Origin of the sequence: Chryseobacterium pyrolae, from assembly GCF_025153485.1 — a bacterium.
Lineage (GTDB): Bacteria > Bacteroidota > Bacteroidia > Flavobacteriales > Weeksellaceae > Chryseobacterium > Chryseobacterium antibioticum.
In genome coordinates this window covers 180,541-200,509 of the sequence record NZ_JANZQH010000007.1, presented here as the reverse complement: position 1 = coordinate 200,509, position 19,969 = coordinate 180,541, and the positions used below count along the sequence as shown (strand labels likewise).

The window sequence follows — 19,969 nt, the reverse complement described above, 5'->3', positions numbered from 1 at the left end:
GATTTTGAAAGCGGAAAATTAAGAATTTTTATCTTAAAACATGACGAAAGTCAGTTAAATTAATGATGAAAGTACAGGATAGAAGTAAGGATGTTGGGAGATGGAGGTTCTGGAAGTTTTTGTATTTCTATTTTAGCCTTGTGATTGGAAGGTCTTGCGAAATGTTGGAAAATAAGATGGAAGATAGAGACTCTGAAGAGTTTCAAATATATAATCATATTCAATTGTATGGTATTAAGAAGTTTAATATCTTTCAGTACTTCTATCTTCATTCCTCCATCTTCCATCCAAAATTATATTATTCTACTGCAACAGAATCGTCTCCACGGCCATCTGCCACGGCGTGAATAGTGCCGTTGTCATCCATGAGAATAAGTTCTGTTTTTCCGATGTACTTTATTTTTTCGATCACGTAGTTTTTGCTTTTAAGTGCTGTGATTGTACTCTCAGGGAAATTGTTTTCTACTGTAATTTTTTCCGGAAGCCACTGGTGGTGAAATTTCGGTGCATTAACGGAGATATTGGCATTCAGTTTAAAATCTACCACATTCACAATAGATTGGTAAACGGAGGTTGGAATGGTAGTTCCTCCCGGAGTTCCTACCACCATATAAGGTTTTCCATTTTTCAGCAAAATAGTAGGCGTCATCGACGAAAGCATTCTTTTGTTCGGTTGTATCGAGTTGGCTTCTCCGCCTACAGCTCCAAACATATTGGGAACTCCCGGCTTGATGGAGAAATCGTCCATTTCGTTATTTAAAAAGAATCCCGCTCCCGAAACCACCACCTTACTTCCGTAATATCCGTTTAGAGTAGTCGTTACAGAAGCTGTATTACCATCTTTATCTATTACAGAAATATGAGTGGTCTGCGTAGATTCATTCGGCTGGGTGATGATTTTTCCAACTTCTGAGCTTGGGGTTGCTTTGCTGAAGCTGAAGCTTTTCCATCTGTTTTTTAAATAGGCATCAGAGGTAAGGTAAGCCGTTTTATCTTCAATGAAATCTGGGTCGCCCATGTATTCCGCTCTGTCGGCAAAAGCTCTCCTTTCGGCCTCAGTCATGATCTGCACAGCCTCCGTTGAGTTTTGTTGATATTTTTCAAGATTTTCATAGCCGGCCATTGTCAGCATTTGGGCAAGTAATACACCGCCGCTTGACGGAAGGGGCATGGTAACCACACGGCTTCCTTTATAATCAAATTCCAGAGGTTTTCTTTCTGCAGTCTTATAGTTCTTAAGGTCATCCAGAGTAATGATTCCGTTCCCTTTTTTCATTTCAGAAACCATGAGATCAGCTGTTTTTCCTGCATAGAAACCTTTTTCACCCTGTTCCTGAATTAATCTCAGCGTTGCAGCCAGTTCTTTCTGTACCAGAATATCGCCGGATTTCCAGGGCGTATCTTTTACAAAGGCGATGGAAGAGGTATTATTTTTGAGGAATTTTTCTTTATGTGTATTTAGCATATCGGCCTCCATTTCTGTGATGGCAAATCCTTTTTCCGCCAGATCAATCGCTGGCTGAATGATTTTGTCCATCGGGAGTTTACAGTATTTTAAAGTCGCAAAAAATCCTGAGATACTTCCCGGTATGCCTACAGCCAGTCTTCCATATTGGGAAAGATCTGTATTCGCCTTTCCGTTTTTATCAACGTACATATTCTTGGACGCTTTTTTAGGAGCTGTTTCTCTATAATCCAGTGTAAATTTTTCACCATTATTTTTCACCCCTACCAAAAAGCCTCCTCCTCCGATATTTCCAGCTTGAGGATAGACCACGGCAAGGGCATATTGTGTCGCTACAACAGCATCATAGGCATTTCCGCCCATCTTCATGATCTGTGTTCCAGCTTCACTTGCCAGCGGATGGGCAGAGACTACCACCCCTTTATTCTTTACTTTTACCTCTTTTATAATATTGAAACCTGTAAACTGTGCAGGCGAAAAATTAAATGCCATAAGTATGGCTGCAAGAAATACTCTCTTCATAAGATTATGTTTAAGACAAAAGTAGATAATTTCTAAAGAAACTGACCGCCTTTGACACGAGTTTATGACTATACTAATTATTAAAAAGTAAATTATTCATTAAATTATATGTTTAGTATGTAAAAAATAAATTGTTTTGAATTTTTAATGATAAATATTGCTAATTTTTTAATTCTTTTTCAATAGAATTGGTATTTGGTTGATTTTAATGTAATTTTAATCCAATGAATTTCTACTTTTGAAAAAAATACCTATGAATAAAAATTACCAGAAAATTGCTTTGCTTGGAGTGTTGTTTTTTATTTCAGCAAATGCCAATGCACAAACTAAGGATTCAATAAAGACCAACCAGGTAGATGAGGTAAAGATTACCATTGGTTCAAGAAATAAAGCCAGGGTTGCTACCGATACTCCCGTGCCGGTAGATGTTATTAATATTGGTTCCCAGGCAGTTTTAAGTCCCCAGATGGATCTTAATCAAATTTTGAATTATGCAGCGCCTTCTTTTACCTCTAATTCAACAACCGTTGCAGATGGAACAGATCATGTGGATCCTGCCCAGTTAAGAGGACTCGGACCTGATCAGGTATTGGTTCTTCTCAACGGAAAAAGGAGACATACCTCTTCTTTGGTTAATATTAACGGTTCGCCAGGCAGAGGCTCGGTAGGGACCGATCTCAATGCTATTCCCGCATTTGCCATTGAAAGGCTGGAAGTATTAAGGGATGGAGCTTCTGCGCAATATGGTTCTGATGCTATTGCAGGAGTTATCAATGTCATTATGAAGAAAAACACCAATGCTTTTACAGCTGCTATTACAGCAGGAGCTTTTAATTCAAAAGGAGCCAATGACCATCATGGAGGATGGGATGGTGGAAAATATCAGGTAGATCTTAATTATGGTACTAAAATCGGGGCAAACGGATTCGTAAATTTCACTGGAAGTTTATTAAGCAGAGATGATACCAGAAGGGCAGGTGTGGCAAGCGGGGATATTTTTAATGCCTATAATGCGATTGAACAGAGGGCTCTTGAGAACGGAGTGAATCTTTCTTCCCTTTTTGGAAACATTGCCAATACTCCGAATAAGCAACAAATCATAGATTACATTCATCAGTATGCTCCGTCCGTGAGTTATTTTACAGCACAGCAGCAGGCAGATATTATGGCGGCTAGCACTATTCCACAGCTGCAAAATTTATTGAAAAGGGATGTGACTGAAAATGAATTGGCCTATAGAAAATTAATAAGGGAAGATTTTAATATGCGGGTTGGGCAGTCAAAATTGACGTCCGGGCAGTTTTTTATGAATTCTGAATTTGATCTTTCGTCATCTGTGAAGGGATATGCTTTTGGAGGAATTTCTTACAGAGACGGTAATGCAGCGGGCTTTTTCAGAAGACCTTATCAGAACAGAACTTCTACGGCCTTATATCCGAACGGTTTCTTACCGGAAATAGCCTCTGATGTTATTGATCTTTCTTTTGCCGGTGGATTTAAAGGAAAATTAGGAAATATAAACTATGACATCAGTAATACCTTTGGACAGAATACTTTTGATTATACCATTAAAAACACAGCTAACGCATCCATGCTGTATCCTGGTAAAACGGAATTTGATGCAGGGGGATTAAGCTTTATGCAAAATACGATTAATGCAGATTTCGATACAAAAATTGACTGGCTGAAAGGCTTTAATGTAGCTTTTGGAGGGGAAGCAAGATTTGAGCGGTATAAAATAAAAAATGGAGAAGAAGCGTCATGGGCTCTTTATGATATCAATGGAAATATTCAGACGCTGTCAACTGATGTTTCTTTGAAACCAACTGATTTTTTAGGAGCTACAAGACCTGGCGGATCACAGGTGTTTCCTGGTTTTAGACCTGAAAATGCTTTAAATAAAGGAAGAAATTCTGTAGCTGCTTATGTGGATACTGAACTGGATGTTACAGACAGGTGGCTTTTGAGTGCTGCTTTGCGTTATGAGAACTATTCAGATTTTGGATCTACGTTCAATTATAAAATAGCAACACGGTATAAGCTGACCGATCAGATTAATATAAGAGCAGCTCATTCAACCGGGTTCAGGGCTCCTTCTTTACAACAGATTTATTTCAATGCCACGGCAACCCAGTTTATAGGAGGTACAGCATTTGAAGTAGGGACATTTTCAAATGATTCAAAAGTTGCGAGGCTCCTGGACATTCCACAGTTGAAACAGGAAGAGTCAACGAGTTATTCCGTTGGTTTTACGGCGAAAATTCCACAGGCTAACCTTACTTTTACAGTTGATGGTTATTATATTAAGATCAAAAATAGGGTGGTTCTTACCGATCAGTTCTTAAGACCGGCCGGAACCTACCCTGAGGGAAGTCCTGAAAAAGATCTACAGAACCTTTTTGATCAGGCTAATGCCAATGCAGCAACATTTTTTGCCAATGCTATTGATACCCAAACTAAAGGAGTGGAAGGAGTGGTTTCCCACAGAGGAAAATTTTCTGAGGGGGTTTCCTTAAATTCAGATTTGGCGGTGACGGTATCTAAAACCAACAGGGTAGGAGAGATTCATGGTTCTGACGCTTTAATTAAAGCGGGGCAGATTAATCGTTATTATTCGGAATCCAGCAGAATTTATCTTGAAGAAGCTGTTCCGAGATTTAAAGCGTCTCTTAATAATGCTTTGGAAATTAATAAATTTAATGTGCTTCTGAGAAATGTGTATTTCGGGAAGGTTACAGATCCGAATACAATGGATGCGAATGGAGACGGTATTGTGAGTGGTGAGATCATTAACGGGCAGGCGGTTGCTACAGAACATCCTGTTTGGGGTGGGAAAGTGATCACCGATCTGTCGGTAGGCTACAAATTCAGTAATAGTTTTAGACTGACTATCGGAGCTAATAACTTATTTGATATTTATCCGGATAAAAATTACGGGTCCACTATAGTAAAAACACCTGCTTTGGATGGTTCCGGCAATCTGGTGTACGTGGCTAATGCCGCTCCTATAGATCTTAGCAATCAAAATCAGTTCATTTATTCCAGAAACACATCCCAGTTTGGAATGAACGGGAGATTTCTTTTTGCCAGGGTGAATCTGAGCTTTTAGTGATTTCTTTTGAGGTATTATGAAAAAGGTATGTTTTTGCATACCTTTTTTATTTTGGTTGACTTGATTTTTTTACTTTTGTACAACTCTAAAAAAAATATCTAAAAATGGAATCCTATACGGAAAGAATATTGATTACAGGTGCTCTGGGACAGATCGGCACCGAATTGACGAACAGACTGGTTGAAATTCACGGAGCGGATAATGTAGTAGCATCAGGATTGGACAGATGGCAGAAGGGAATTACTGCCGCAGGACATTATGAAAGAATGGATGTTACCAACACTCAGCTGGTAAGACAGGTCATCAAAGATTATGAGATCACAACTGTGTATCACCTGGCATCCCTTTTATCGGGAACTTCAGAAAAGCAGCCTATTTTCGCATGGAAGCTTAATCTTGAGCCTCTCCTTCATTTTTGTGAAATGGCGAAGGAAGGGCTTCTGAAAAAGATCTTCTGGCCAAGTTCTATCGCTGTATTTGGGAAAGGAATTCCAAAACAGAATGTAGCACAGGATGTCGTTTTAAATCCTACCACAGTGTATGGAATTTCTAAAATGGCAGGAGAAAAGTGGTGTGAATATTATTTTGATAAATATGGAGTAGATGTAAGAAGTATCAGATATCCGGGACTTATTTCATGGAAGACTCCAGCAGGAGGAGGTACTACAGATTATGCCGTTGAGATTTTTTATGAAGCCATAGAGGAGGGGAAATATACAAGTTTCATTTCTGAAGATACGGGAATGCCTATGCTTTATATGGATGATGCAATCAATGCAACATTGAAATTAATGGAAGCTCCAAAAGAAAGTCTTACGGTTCGTTCGTCTTATAATTTAGGAGGAATGTCATTTACACCGAAAGAATTGGCCGAAGAAATCAAGAAAGAAATTCCGGAATTTTCGATCAATTATCAACCGGATTTCAGACAGGCGATCGCAGATTCATGGCCAGCATCAATTGATGATTCGGTAGCGAAAAAAGACTGGGGACTGACGTATGATTTCGGAATTTCTGAAATGTCGAAGGACATGATCAAGAATCTTAAAGTGAAATTGAATAAAAATTAATTAATTAAAGTTAAAGTTTAAATATATATTATTTTAACATCTGATTTTTAATTAATTATAACTACTATCTAAAATTTAATTTAAATGATTTTATTGACTTTTAACATCCTGAATATTGTGGCTGAAGCCAAAAACAGCATCCAGATTTCTGATGAAGAAAGACTGAAAGTCACCGAGGACAATACGAAAGCAATTCTTCGGATTTTAGATATCCATGATATAAAAGCAAGTTTTTTTGTAGAGATTTCTGTTGCAGAAAAACTGCAGAATTTAATAAAAGCAATTTCATCCAAAGGGCATGAAATTGCTTTTTATAATGCAGGTTCAAATCTTCAGGAAATTGAAGAAGTAAAAAAGAACATTCAGGATCTTTTGGAAAAACAGGTCAGGGGAATCAGACAGAAAGATTTTAAACTGCCTCAGGAAAATTTGAAATCGTTGGAGTTCAATTACGTTTCCAACATCGATAATGCGGATATCCTTTTTCCGTTCAAAAGACTGAAAAGAGATACGGAGATTAATGAAGAAGACGGATTGAGTATTGTGCCTGAAAGTATCTCCCCATACAGTCAGCTGCCATATAACGATTTTGTGTTTCAGATCCTGCCCATGAAGTATTATCAGAGTATGGTTTTCGAGACTCTCAAGAATGATGATTTTGTTTTGATCTATCTTAATTCCTGGCAGTTCACGGATTTCAAAAAATACAAGTTTGATGTTCCCTATTACAGAAGTTTATTTTCGGGCAAAAAAATGGAGGACAAGTTAGATGCCCTCCTTACCTGGATCAACAAGAATGATATGGCTACTTCGCGTATGAAGGATTATATATTTTAAAGAATGTTGAAGGTTTTAGATGATGGGTAGCAGGTTATTGCGACGCCGTTTGAAAATGAGGTCTTTTGATTAGGACTTAACACGGATTATGATGTGAATGGTGAATTTTGCTTCACAGTGAATGATGAATTTTTTTAAGAACCAAGAACCAAGAACCAAGAATCAGGATCTAAGATATCAGATGCTTAATTATTTGTTTCAATTACCGGCAACATTATTTTTGACTAGCAACTACTAATCAACCATTCTTTTAACTCATTTACTCTCAAACCATCTTACCCCCAAACTCGCACCTAACTCAACTCAAACAGTGTAATTTCCGGCAGTACACCCACTCTTCCCGGATAACCCAGAACGCCAAAACCTCTGTTCACATACAGCATTTTTCCTTCACTTTCATAAAGATCAGCCCATTTTGGATAGCGGTACTGTACCGGAGACCATTTTATATTTTTCAGATCTAAACCAAATTGCATCCCGTGGGTGTGTCCTGAAAGCGTCAGGTGAATGTTTCCAGGGTGTTTTTTGACTACATAGTCGAAATGGGTAGGATCGTGGCTCATCAGAATTTTAGGAGCGGATTCCGGAACTCCTTTTAAAGCATCATCAATTTTTCCGAATTGAGGAAATGGCTTCAGTCCCCAGTTTTCAACACCAAGGATGTATAATTTATCTCCATTTCTTTCGATCACTCTGTTTTCGTTTCTCAGCATATCAAAACCTGCCTGCCTTTCATATTCGATAAGCGTTTCGAGGTTCTTCTTTTTAGCATCGGGAGAGGTCCACGTTACATAATCGCCATAATCGTGGTTTCCCAGGACGGCCAGCTTGCCGTCTTTCGCTTTGATTTTTGAAAATAATGGAATGAAAGGCTTAAATTCATCTGAGATATTATTCACCATATCTCCTGTGAAAAGGACAAGGTCAGGATCTTGCTCATTAATCAGATCAATGGCGTGCTGAAGCTTGCTTGGATCTGAAAAACTACCGCTGTGGACATCAGAAATCTGGATCACTTTATATCCTTCAAAACTTTTCGAAAGACCTGGAATTTTTACTTTTATTCTTCTTACGGTATGCCTGTATTTTCCGAATGTAATTCCATCAATGAAAAGGGCGGAAAGAACTCCTCCAAGGCCTAATCCTACGATACTCAGGAATTTTCTTCTCTCAGGGAAAAAGTTTTCTTTCGGTTGCGTTAATCCTATCAGATATCCTCCCGTTCTGAAAATGTCATCGATTAATAAAAACAGCACCACGAAAACTTTAGGCATAATGAAGATCAGAAATAACGAAATGGCAATCTGGACTCTCATTGAGCTTCGGTCTGTTCTTTGGAAGTGAGCTATTTCATATGCGAAAAGTCCGTAAACTGCTAAAGACACGATCCAGTATCCTAGCCTTACCCAGAAATTATCAGTTAATGTTCTTATAGCCTGATAGATATAGACTTCCAGGAACAGGAAGATGACGGCAATGATTAAAAAATTTCTCTGCATAATAAAATCTAAAAAAGCACAAAGAATATGTTTCCCTGTGCTTTATATTTTTTTTGTTAATTAAAATAATTTTAAGGAAATCTGTACACAATAGCATTGATGTTCATTCCGGCACCTACCGAAGTCATCACAATGTTACCTTTATCTTTAAACGTTTGACCTTCCATTTTTCCTTTAATTATTAAATCATACATAGTAGGAATAGTTGCTACAGATGTATTTCCAAGATTCTGGATCGTCATAGGAGAGATGGCATGGTCATAATCCTTCACATCATAAAGTTTGTGAAGTCTTTCGATCATAGCATAATCCATTTTTGCATTGGCCTGGTGGATCAGGATCTTGTCAATATCTTCAATAGAAAGTTCCGCATCTTCAATGGTTTCCTTGATGGCTGAAGGAACATTTTTAAGTGCGTATTCATAGATTTTTCTTCCCTGCATTCTTACGTAAAGGCGTCTCTGGTCTACATTTTCATTGATAGAAGGAGCGTTTTCCAGATAGCATAATTCAGGACCGTTGTCGCAGATCGTGTTGTGGGCAATGATACCTACATTTTCCTGATCTGTAGCCTGTACAACAACTGCACCGGCACCGTCAGCAAAGATCATTCTGTTTCTGTCATGCGGATCGGTAACACGGCTTAACGTTTCTGCACCGACCACAAGAATGGTTTTTGCAGCTTTTGCCTTAATCAGGTTGTCTGCAAGGATCATGGCTTCCACCCATCCCGGACACCCAAAGATCATATCATAAGTAATACATTTTCTGTTCTTAATGCCTAGCTTATTTTTTACTCTTGCCGCCATATTAGGCATGAAATTCACATATCCGTCTACGGTAACTTCTCCAAAGTTGCTTGCGTAAATAATATAGTCCAGTTCCTCGCCGTCTACTTTTGCATCCTCAAGGGCTGCTTTTGCAGCTTCAAACCCGATCTGTGAATTGGAAAGATCGTCTTCTATAAACCTTCTGTTTTCTATTTCTGTGATTTCTACAAACTTCGCAATGGTTTCTTCTGCAGGTTTTTCAATCTTAACTCCATCTTCAGTGTAGAACTCAGAATCCATGAAATAGTCTCTACCAATAACTCTGTTAGGAATATAGGATCCGGAACCAATAATGATCGTATTCGGCATTCGTTTAAATGATTTTTTAGAGATGCAAAGTTAATAATTAATATTAATAACGAAGAATTAAAAATATTATTAAATTTGCAAAAATTGTACTTTACAGTCGTATGAAAAACAACTCGTCCTTAAAAGGCTTACTTATTGCAGCTGTGGTGTTTATCGTTGCCTTTGGAGTCTACTTCTTTTTTTTAGCCAAGAAAAATTATTTTGTAGTAGACAACCCTACACCCAATACCTATTATTTTAAGATCAATAACGGCTCTGAAGGAATTATTTCAGCCGGGCAGTATGTTCATGTGGACATAAAAAAGGGAAAAAACTCTATCAAGGTTTTCGACCAGAATAAAAAAATGCTCTATGATTCTGCCTTTGAAGTAAATAAGATTCGCGGGCTGATCAATATCGCTCATCAGGATTATTATATTAATGATCAATATTATGGGTACAATCTTAAAAAAGATTCATTACTTTTGGCCCTAGACAAAATCACAATTGACGGAAAAGATTATTTTGGAGGCGCAAAACGCTTCAACAAGCTTTATACTGAGGATTTTTATTACAATGTAGATGAAGATTACGACAAAGTGATCAAAAACATCCAGCAGGTAGAATCAAGATCAAAGATCTTCAGAAAGCAGGATTTCCTAAATTATTACAAAGAATATTACAAGTTTTAAGTTTTGACAAAAGATATTACCAAAGTTACTCCCTACAATTCCGAGGCTACCAAGAAGAGCCAGGTAGAGGATATGTTCGACAATATTGCACCGAAGTATGACCTTCTGAATCATGTTTTATCTATGAAAATTGATGTTTTATGGAGAAATACATTGGTGAAAATGATGAAAAAAGACAATCCGCAGGAAGTGCTGGATGTCGCTACAGGAACAGGAGATTTAGCAATCACGATTGAAAAAGGAACCGATGCAAAAGTAATTGGTTTAGATTTATCACAACAAATGCTGAATGTTGGCGTTATTAAAATAAAAAAACTTAAATTAGACGGCAAAATTTCCATGCAAAAAGGGGATGCAGAAAATTTACCTTTTGAGGACAATAGATTTGATGCTGTTTCCGTTGCATTTGGAGTAAGGAATTTTGAAAACCTTCCCAAAGGTTTGGCAGAATTAAGAAGAGTAGTTAAAGATAACAAGAGTGTTTATATACTGGAGTTTTCAAAGGTTGAGGGGTTCTTAGGTCCATTTTATATGTTTTATTTCAGAAACATATTACCTGCCATAGGCAGACTGGTTTCCAAAGATAATAGGGCGTATACATACCTTCCGGATTCTGTAAATGCTTTTCCTTTCGGGGAAAAGATGAAGCAAATTCTTTTAGATACAGGATTTAAGAAAGTAGAATATAAAAAGCTAAGTTTAGGTATAGCCACAATTTATAAAGCAACAAAGTAACCTATGAATAAATTTTTATTAAGAGCACTGGTTTTAGCCTCAGTTAATATTGCAGTTTTTGCAGATGCACAATTCAGAACCCGAAACAGAATGGATAAGTTGGAAGACTTTGACGAGCAGAAGTTCAGTTGGGGGTTTTATTTGAACGGAAACAGGCTAGACTACCGTATCGTCCTTCATCCAAGATATGGTGCGGAAGGTAATCAGAATCTTGTTAAATCTAAAGAAAGCTACAGCTTCGGGGCCGGATTGATCGCCAAATGGAGACTGAACGACTATCTGGATTTAAGATTGGAGCCAGGCTTGCAATTTGCTCAAAGGCAGTTGACTTTTAATACCCAGTCTAATGACCAGTACGCTGCTGGAACATTGACGAATCCGCCGTTCCTTCCAATTCCTTTAACGGAAAAAGACAAAGTAAGAGAGATTAAATCTACATTGGTAGACGTTCCGGTATTACTGGAACTTCACGGCCAGAGATGGTACAACTCCAGACCTTACATTGCTGCAGGGGTGAACTACATCGTTAACCTTCAGTCTAATTCAGATTCTGAAGATGATAACATGCAGCAGGTTTTCAGATCTACTACGCATAACTTTGCATGGTCGGCTGAATTGGGGATCCAGTTTTATTTCAATAAATTCAAACTGACTCCGGCGGTAAGAGGAACATTCTTTATGAACAACGAGAAAGTAGCAGATAATGCCAATACTCCTCCATACTGGGCAACAGCAATGTCTACGCTTCAGACAAGAGCCGTAATGTTTGTTTTGAAATTTGAATAACAAAATATTGCAGAAAAAATACAAAAGGAGGTGCTTATGCATCTCCTTTTTTCATGACTGATCAAAATATAGAGACTTTTATTTTTGTTACTGTTATTATTTTTTTACTTTTGCTATTAGTTAGAATATAGAAAACCTGAAATGCTTCAAGATTTAGAAAACAATTTTTCAGAATTAGAAAAAAAGATTTTGATTTTACAAAAGAATTATAAAAGTCTTACTGAAAGGTTATCAGAATTAAATAGTGAGCATGAAGAACTGAAAACGAAATATGATGAGGAAAGAAGAAGAAATCAGGTATTAGCAGAAGAACAAAAAAATATAAAACTTTATTCAGCAATATCAGGAAATCCTGAACACAACAGATTAATGAAAAACCATATCAACCGATTGGTAAAAGAAATTGATTTCTGTATTGCACAGCTTCAAAACAGTGGATTATAATGGATGTAAGAAGAATAACCATAAACATTGCAGGAAGGGTATATCCGCTGAACGTACCGGCCGCAGAGGAGGAAACTTTGCGTAAAGTAGGAAAGCAGATCGAAAATATGATTAAAGATTTTGAACAGAACTTCGATGTAAGAGACAAGCAAGATGCTTTAGCAATGTGTGCCCTGAAACTGGGAACCAATGCTGAGGTGGTTTCTCTCAACTACGAAAAAAATATAAATTCTACCAACGAAAGATTAGTGAAGATTAATCAGACGTTGAATGAAATTGGGAAATAGATTTTTTTTCCCATCAGACTGCCTACAATAATTCTAACACATTAAAGGTAAACTCAACGCTAAACAATTACCGAGCAAATGTCCTCTGAATGGCGAGCCGGGTCTCCCGGATTACAGACAGTGGAAATCAGTTCAAATCGTGTTGATTAGGAGTTTACTCTATATCACTGGATTATTGTAGGTTTTTTTTATTTAAATAAGTGTAAGACAATTAAAACTCAATATATATTATGACAATAACAGCCATTATAGTCGGCGTGGTTTGCCTTGTAATTGGTGCGGTGATAGGAATTCTTTTTTCTAAAAGCTCACTCAACACCAAGGGCAAATTTATTATAGATGATGCAAAGAAAAATGCCGAAAACCTTATAGAAAAAGCAAATGTTCAAGCTGAATCCATAAAGAAAGAAAAGAACCTACAGGCCAAAGAAAAATTTTTGGAACTAAAATCTCAGCATGATGCGGATATTCAATCCCGTGAGAGAAAAATGCAGGAGGTAGAGAAAAGAACCAAAGACAAAGAACACAAGCTTAATGATGAGCTTAGCAAGACAGGAAAACTAGAAAAGGATCTTGACAAGCAGATTGCAGATTACGCTAAGAAAAATGAAATCTTAGATAGAAAACAGCAGGAACTTGATGTGGCAACTTCTAAAAAAGTGGAGATTTTGGAGAAAATCGCCAATTACACCGCAGAGGAAGCTAAAGCAGAATTGGTAGAAACCATGAAAGCAGAAGCTAAAACAAGAGCTCAGGCACATGTTCAGAGCATTATGGAGGAAGCTCAGTTGAATGCTAAGAATGAAGCCAGAAAAATTGTTGTTCAGACGATTCAGAGAATTGGAACAGAACAGGCTATCGAAAACTCGGTATCTGTTTTCAACATTGAATCTGACGAGGTAAAAGGAAGAATCATTGGTAGAGAAGGTAGAAATATCCGTGCTTTAGAAGCGATGACAGGAGTAGAGATTATCGTTGATGATACTCCGGAAGCTATTCTTCTTTCATGTTTCGATCCGGTAAGAAGAGAGATTGCCAGATTATCCCTTCACAGATTGGTAACGGACGGAAGAATCCACCCGGCTAGAATTGAAGAAGTCGTAGAAAAAACAAAAAAACAGATCGAAGAAGAGATCATTGAAGTAGGTAAAAGAACAATCATTGATTTAGGAATCCACGGATTGCACCCGGAACTGATCAAGATTGTAGGAAGAATGAAATACCGTTCTTCTTACGGACAAAACCTATTACAGCACTCAAGAGAAGTAGCGAATATTGCTGCAACAATGGCTGCTGAACTGGGATTAAACGTAAAATTAGCGAAAAGAGCAGGTCTTTTACACGATATCGGTAAAGTTCCTGAGCAGGAATCTGAACTTCCTCACGCTTTACTGGGAATGCAGTGGGCTGAAAAATATGGTGAAAACGCAGAAGTTGTTAATGCAATCGGAGCTCACCACGACGAAATTGAAATGAAGTCATTATTATCACCGATCATCCAGGTTGCTGATGCAATCTCAGGAGCAAGACCGGGAGCAAGAAGACAGGTACTTGAATCTTATATCCAGAGACTGAAGGATCTTGAAGCTGCAGCATTAAGTTTCGATGGCGTATCAAGCGCTTATGCGATTCAGGCAGGTAGAGAACTGAGAGTAATGGTAGAAAGTGGAAAAGTAAATGATGAAGTAGCCAACCAGCTATCTTATGACATCTCTGAAAAAATTCAGAATGAACTGACGTATCCGGGACAGGTAAGAGTAACGGTTATCAGAGAAACAAGAGCTGTGAATATTGCAAGATAATAACAGAATAAAGATATTGTATAAAAACCTTTCAAGAAATTGAAAGGTTTTTTATTTTTTAAGAAGAGCTATTTACTTCAATAATGGTTTCGGACACATTTAGCAATTACTCTGTGAATCAGGCCAAATACTGAGTTTTTTATTGATATTCTTATTTTCAAACAAATGGTCCTTAAAGCGATAATTTTTTCTTAGAGTTATAAATATATACTTTCACATCAAAAGAGATAAGTGTAAAATACCTATCTAACATAATAAAATTTATTATTTTTCTCTTTGAAGACAAACATGCTTTTTATAATTTTATAAAGTGGTGTATAAAAAATCTAATTACATATTATTAATCCTTAGTTTTTGCTTTTTCGGATGTAAAAAATCAGAAAACTATTCCGAAGTAAGAAAAACGTTAGAAAAGGTTTTGGAAGATGACCAAAAATTTAGGCAGCCAAATTTCGATTATGTAAAGCAAAATCTGTTGGATAGAAAAAACACTAAGATTGTAACTAAGATAATTGATAGTTTGGGTTGGTTAGGAGAAGATAAAATTGGCCACGATGCAAACCTTGCTTTGTTTGTAGTATTTCAGCACACCCAAGAATTATCTACAAGGGAAAAATATTTGCAGGTTATGAAAAAAGCTGTAAAGACTGGAAATGCTGACAAAAGACAACTGGCTTACATGATAGACAGAGATGAGCTATTAAATCACAGGAAACAAATCTATGGAACCCAGTATTCAATCAACAAAAATGGATCTGCCTTTATTGAAAACTTGATTGATCCTGCAAATATTAATAAGAGAAGGAAATCTATGAATTTATATCCTCTTGAAGATTACTTAAAAAAAATTGATTCTTCAAATAAGGTAAATAATAGTAACAGATAGGTAGATATAAAAAATAGGCACAGATTTTTTTCAAATACCAACACCACAAAGTAATACTTTATAGATATGAGTGAGAATATTAACATACAGTTTATAGAAGACCTATCATAATATTTGTAAAGACTGTCAATTCTGCTATATCTGCTTTGACAATTCAGATATTGAATTTAATGACTCTTCATGGAGAAAATTAAATCAATGCCCATTCGATCCATATACTAATAAATGGGAAACAGAATAAAGATATTGTATAAAAACCTTTCAAGAAATTGAAAGGTTTTTTATTTTTATCAAAACTTAAAAATGCAAGAACTGTCTTTGTCTTCAAAACTGAAGTATATCTTTTCAATCCCCGTTATCATTTCAGCCCTGGGCTATTTTGTAGATATCTATGATCTGCTTTTATTCGGTATCGTAAGAATCCCCAGTTTGAAAGCTTTAGGTCTGAACCCTGACGCCGATGGAACCTTTATCCTGAACTGCCAGATGGTGGGACTTCTTATCGGAGGAATCTTTTGGGGAATCTTTGGCGACAAAAAAGGAAGACTTTCTGTACTTTTCGGTTCCATTTTAGTCTATTCCTTAGCTAATTTAGCGTGCGGATTCTTACCTTATTTCCCAAAAGAACATCTGCTATATCAATATGCAGGTTTAAGGTTCATCGCCGGAATAGGACTGGCCGGAGAGCTTGGAGCAGGAATTACCCTCGTTTCTGAAAGCCTGCCGAAGAGTCTGAGGGCGATAGGAACGTCTGTTGTAGCCGGTTTTGGTTTAATGGGTGCTGTAGTAGCTCAATTAACCGTAGAATTGGCAGGTGGATGGAATATCTCTTATATCATCGGAGGAATTATGGGTGTAATGCTGCTGTTGCTAAGGATAAGCGTATCCGAATCAGGGATTTATAAAAATATAGTCCATAAAAGTGTTTCCAAAGGCAATTTTCTCTCCTTTTTTACCAATAAGGAACGTCTGACCAGATATCTCAAATGCATCGCAGTCGGACTACCTACATGGTATTGTATAGGGATTCTGGCCGTTTTAGCGAATCAATTTGCCCCTGAATTAGGGATAAAGGATCTCAATCCCGGAAAAGCTATTATGTGGGCTTACGTGGGTATTTCTGTAGGTGACCTGATGAGTGGTTTTATCTCTCACGCCTTGAAATCCCGTAAAATGGCTATTTTTTATATGTTGCTTTTCACAATAATTGGTGTGGCCGTCATGCTGTTTGGAAATACCAATACAGAAACGAAATATTATATGTTCTGTGTCTGGCTGGGATTAGGGACAGGGTATTGGGCGATGTTTGTGACCCTTGCAGCCGAACAGTTCGGGACTAATATCAGAAATACAGCCACGACTACCGTTCCCAATATGGTAAGAGGGCTTGTACCGGTAATGATTCTGGCCTTTGATCTTTTGAAAAATAATTTCACGGTAATCATCAGTGCAGCCATTGTAGGTATTGTTGTGTTTGGGCTTGCCTTTTACTCATCGCTCACCATTTCCGAAACACATGATAAAGATCTGGAGTTTACTGAGTAATACAGCGGTTTGATAGAGATTGATTTCTTTTTAAGTACAAGTAAATGAATAAATTAACGTTTTGTTATGCTTTAAATAATCATTAATTGTTTACTTTTGAAAGTAAAGGAAGTTAATTCTATTGTTTAATTAAAATCAAAACATCATGTCACAGGAAATTTTAAAAAGAGCAAAAAAGTTAAAAAAAGATGACCTTAAAAACATTATTGGAGGAGTTGGGGGAGTAGTCACCCCGGATCTTTCAAAATGTGGCTGTAGCTGTACAGGAGCAGTGACTGGACCATCATATTGTGTAAAATATAAAAAATGTCTGCAGGTAATAACCTGTTAATGAAAACATTTTAGTAATACCTTTCGAGTCATTGAAAGGTTTTCTTTTTCTTAAAGCTTAAGAGTCCTGGAAACATTTCAGAACCTCCTTCAAAAAAAATCTGTTGTCATTCTTCCGGATGGTTATAGCAGTTTAAAAGAGCAAAAAATAAAAGCTGTTTAATAAATATTTCCGGTTGATATCCCTTTATTAGGGCGATAATCTTAATGAAATCAAGGTATTTTTAAAATTTTAATTAATTATGTTGCGAATAATTAATATTTGTTTAACTTTGAAAAGTAACTGAACTTTATTGTTTAATCTTAAAACTATATCAAATCACCATTATGAAAAATGCTAAAAAATTAAAAAAAGGAGACTTAAAGAACATCGTAGGAGGGATAAGTGGACCAGTCGATTTATCTAAATGCGGATGCAGCTGCTCAGGTGCTGTTACGGGGCCTTGGTACTGTGTACAATATATTGGTTGCCCACAGGTATACACTTGTGATCAGTCTGTATAAAAGACCATTCAGTCAGAAATAAACATTTCCACATTTAATACGCAAAAGCCTTTTGGACCTTCCAAAAGGTTTTTGTCATTTAACTGATGATGTAAAGCAAACTCCCCACACTTATAGTAATCCATAAAATAACAGCTACTGCCAATGGTTTACTACCTATCGATCTTAGAGTCTGGATTGAAAGAGTAGATCCAATGAAGAATAAAGTAAGATTAAGGCCGGATTTTGCTACAGCAGTCACAGAAGTACTGAAATAGTCAAAAACCGGAAAATACGTGTTTAAAAGAATGGCCAGAATAAACCATCCTATGAACCACGGGATTTTAATCTTCGATTCCTTATTATTAAAAATAAACATCGTGATCACAGAAACCGGAATAATCCATAAAGCACGGGCCAGTTTTACCGTTGTGGCTATCTTTAGAGCTTCGTTTCCATATTTTCCGGCAGCGCCTACCACAGAACTGGTATCATGAATTCCCACCGCGCACCAAAGCCCGAACTGTTCCTGGGAAAGATGCAAAAAATGCCCAATAGCAGGATAAACAAACAACGCCACAGAATTCAGCGTAAAAATAATAGCCAGACCCAGAGAAATTTCTTTTGTGTTGGGTTTTATAATAGGAGATACAGCTGCAATGGCACTTCCGCCGCAGATCGCTGTTCCCGCAGAGATCAGATAAGACAGCTTTCTCTCAAGCTTAAATACCTTGCCTAAGATATAGCCCAGAATCATCACTGTCAAAATACTGATAACCGTTAAAAAGAAGCCCGTTTTTCCTGCCTCGAGCGCTTCATTCAATTTAAGTCCAAATCCTAAACCTACAATCGAGATCTGAAGAAGAAGATGAATGTATTGATGAAGATGTTTTTCAAACGGATTGCCTATAAGAACTGCCAGACCAAAACCAAGGGCCAGTGCAATCGGTGAGGAGACCCATGGAGTCAGACATACGAGGGCCAGTATAATAAAAACAGTTTTTCGTATCGTTTCATTTTGGAAGAAGTCTTTCATATGATAAGTTTAGACTCCAAAATTCCGAAATATAGTATTACAAAGTAAATTGTATTTTATTATGATGGATAACTTTTGGTTATGGCTTTCGGATTTCCGAGTGAGAGAGTTTAGGGCTGGGGGAGTCTGATATCTGGTGTCTGAAATCTGATGTCCAGGTTATGCTTTTAAACTGCGACCCAATCACCTGCCATCTGCAACCTACCACCTAGCACCTAATTCTTCACAAATCTCAGAAAAAGTTTAATCATCTCCGACTGTTCTCCTTTTGGAAGGATAAAGTGAAAATTTCTCTCAATACTGAAGTTTTTGATATCAACAATCGTAAGGGTATTGTTCTTTAATTCATTCAAAATGGTACTGATCGACAAAAACGCCATACAGTCCGAGTGTAAGAGGTAATTCTTAATACTTTCGCTGCTTCCCAGCTGCATGACAGTATTCAGTTCTGCGATATTGATTCCTTTTTCCTTCAAACGGTTTTGGATAAACTCCAGGGTGCCCGAGCCCTGTTCCCGGAAGATCAGATTTAAGTCGTAAAGATCTTTTAGGCTTAAAGTTTTATGAGCTAGCGGATGGTCTGTCTTTGCTGTAAGAACGATCTCATCAGCTTTAAAAATTTTATAATCAAAAAAAGAAGACTGAGATTCCCCTTCAATAATCCCCAGATCGATCTTTCCTTCTTTTAAAAGTTCGGAAATAATTTCTGTATTGTGCGTAATCAGTTCGATCTTAATCTCTTGATAATACGCATTGAATGTAGCCAGTATTTCAGGCAAAACATACTGTGCAACGCTTGTGCTGGCTCCAATGATCAGTTTTCCTTTATGCTGTTCATTGATCTGGCTGATCTCAAATTCCATGTCCCGGTAGAGATTCCGGATCTTTTCCGCATATTCATATAAAACTTTTCCACTCTGAGTAAGCTGGACAGAAGTTCCCTTTCTGTCGAAAAGCTTTGTCCCGAGCTGACTTTCAATTTCTTTGATGTGCTTGGTCACGGCAGGTTGCGAAATATGAAGTTCCTCGGAAGCTTTCGTAAAACTCAGTCTTGAGGCAGCGGTATGGAAAACTTTTAATCTGTAGTCGAACATTGTTGTAGCTTATGGGTAGTAAATTTAGTAAAATTATACGGGGTTTCGATTGATGTGATGGTGTTTAAAGGGGGTATAGAGTTTGAGTGTTGTAGTGATTAAGGGTGAGAAGGTTAGTTTGGGGATGCGGGGCTTAGGGTAAAAATGACATAGTATAACATCTTCAGTTTCCATACTCTGAAAACGCTCTGACTCTCAAACTCTATAACACTCAAACCCTGAACCT

Annotated in this window: 18 protein-coding genes; 12 read left to right on the top strand and 6 right to left on the bottom strand. The window is 37.3% G+C overall.

From position 1 onward, the window contains the following. Positions 1–59: 59 nt before the first annotated feature. Both NZD88_RS15515 and ggt read right to left on the bottom strand, forming a co-directional pair. Positions 60–287 carry a hypothetical protein gene (locus tag NZD88_RS15515; RefSeq protein ID WP_259830326.1) on the bottom strand — a complete coding sequence of 76 codons (228 nt, stop codon included), beginning with the start codon at positions 285–287 and terminating at the stop codon, positions 60–62. Positions 288–298: 11 nt separating this feature from the next. Beyond that, a complete protein-coding gene (gene ggt / locus NZD88_RS15510; RefSeq protein WP_259830325.1) occupies positions 299–1,987 on the bottom strand; it encodes a gamma-glutamyltransferase in 1,689 nt (562 codons plus the stop codon). Positions 1,988–2,240: 253 nt separating this feature from the next. On the opposite strand from ggt, the gene NZD88_RS15505 reads away from it, so the two are divergent. From NZD88_RS15505 to NZD88_RS15495, 3 genes are all read left to right on the top strand, one after another. After that, the gene (locus tag NZD88_RS15505) at positions 2,241–5,096 is read left to right on the top strand and encodes a TonB-dependent receptor plug domain-containing protein (protein ID WP_259830323.1); all 2,856 of its coding nucleotides are present in this window, start codon (positions 2,241–2,243) and stop codon (positions 5,094–5,096) included. Between the two features lie 107 nt (positions 5,097–5,203). After that, positions 5,204–6,169, top strand: a complete 966-nt coding sequence (locus tag NZD88_RS15500; protein ID WP_259830322.1) for an NAD-dependent epimerase/dehydratase family protein — start codon at positions 5,204–5,206, stop codon at positions 6,167–6,169. 84 nt (positions 6,170–6,253) lie between these two features. Continuing rightward, a complete protein-coding gene (locus NZD88_RS15495; protein ID WP_259830321.1) occupies positions 6,254–7,006 on the top strand; it encodes a polysaccharide deacetylase family protein in 753 nt (250 codons plus the stop codon). A gap of 293 nt (positions 7,007–7,299) precedes the next feature. On the opposite strand, the gene NZD88_RS15490 is transcribed toward NZD88_RS15495, so the two are convergent. Continuing rightward, entirely contained in the window at positions 7,300–8,505 is a 1,206-nt protein-coding gene (locus NZD88_RS15490; protein ID WP_259830320.1) for a metallophosphoesterase, read from the bottom strand. Positions 8,506–8,576: 71 nt separating this feature from the next. Beyond that, positions 8,577–9,644, bottom strand: a complete 1,068-nt coding sequence (locus NZD88_RS15485; protein WP_169235412.1) for a 3-oxoacyl-ACP synthase III family protein — start codon at positions 9,642–9,644, stop codon at positions 8,577–8,579. Between the two features lie 101 nt (positions 9,645–9,745). Between NZD88_RS15485 and NZD88_RS15480 the strand changes: the two genes are divergently transcribed. From NZD88_RS15480 to NZD88_RS15440, 9 genes are all read left to right on the top strand, one after another. Further along, a complete protein-coding gene (locus NZD88_RS15480) occupies positions 9,746–10,315 on the top strand; it encodes a hypothetical protein (protein WP_259830319.1) in 570 nt (189 codons plus the stop codon). A gap of 3 nt (positions 10,316–10,318) precedes the next feature. Next, positions 10,319–11,050, top strand: a complete 732-nt coding sequence (gene ubiE / locus NZD88_RS15475) for a bifunctional demethylmenaquinone methyltransferase/2-methoxy-6-polyprenyl-1,4-benzoquinol methylase UbiE (protein ID WP_169235414.1) — start codon at positions 10,319–10,321, stop codon at positions 11,048–11,050. A 3-nt stretch (positions 11,051–11,053) separates the two neighbouring features. Next, positions 11,054–11,836, top strand: a complete 783-nt coding sequence (gene porT / locus NZD88_RS15470) for a type IX secretion/gliding motility protein PorT/SprT (protein ID WP_259830316.1) — start codon at positions 11,054–11,056, stop codon at positions 11,834–11,836. A gap of 141 nt (positions 11,837–11,977) precedes the next feature. Beyond that, positions 11,978–12,280, top strand: a complete 303-nt coding sequence (locus NZD88_RS15465) for a hypothetical protein (protein WP_169235416.1) — start codon at positions 11,978–11,980, stop codon at positions 12,278–12,280. Beyond that, positions 12,280–12,567 (top strand): cell division protein ZapA, encoded by a 288-nt coding sequence (locus NZD88_RS15460; RefSeq protein ID WP_169235417.1) that lies wholly within the window; start codon positions 12,280–12,282, stop codon positions 12,565–12,567. Before NZD88_RS15465 ends, NZD88_RS15460 begins: the two co-directional genes overlap by 1 nt. 230 nt (positions 12,568–12,797) lie before the next feature. After that, positions 12,798–14,369: a ribonuclease Y gene (rny, locus tag NZD88_RS15455; RefSeq protein ID WP_259830313.1), complete on the top strand. Its 1,572-nt coding sequence runs from the start codon at positions 12,798–12,800 to the stop codon at positions 14,367–14,369. Positions 14,370–14,682: 313 nt separating this feature from the next. Next, the gene (locus NZD88_RS15450; RefSeq protein ID WP_259830311.1) at positions 14,683–15,255 is read left to right on the top strand and encodes a DUF6624 domain-containing protein; all 573 of its coding nucleotides are present in this window, start codon (positions 14,683–14,685) and stop codon (positions 15,253–15,255) included. A 303-nt stretch (positions 15,256–15,558) separates the two neighbouring features. Next, positions 15,559–16,800 (top strand): MFS transporter, encoded by a 1,242-nt coding sequence (locus tag NZD88_RS15445; RefSeq protein WP_259830309.1) that lies wholly within the window; start codon positions 15,559–15,561, stop codon positions 16,798–16,800. 145 nt (positions 16,801–16,945) lie between these two features. Continuing rightward, entirely contained in the window at positions 16,946–17,131 is a 186-nt protein-coding gene (locus NZD88_RS15440) for a hypothetical protein (RefSeq protein WP_169235420.1), read from the top strand. A gap of 582 nt (positions 17,132–17,713) precedes the next feature. Here the strand turns inward: NZD88_RS15440 and NZD88_RS15435 are convergent. After that, complete coding sequence (locus NZD88_RS15435; RefSeq protein WP_259830308.1) at positions 17,714–18,649, bottom strand: YeiH family protein; 936 nt, start codon at positions 18,647–18,649, stop codon at positions 17,714–17,716. A gap of 215 nt (positions 18,650–18,864) precedes the next feature. Then, positions 18,865–19,743 carry a LysR family transcriptional regulator gene (locus NZD88_RS15430; protein ID WP_259830307.1) on the bottom strand — a complete coding sequence of 293 codons (879 nt, stop codon included), beginning with the start codon at positions 19,741–19,743 and terminating at the stop codon, positions 18,865–18,867. Between the last annotated feature and the right edge of the window lie 226 nt (positions 19,744–19,969).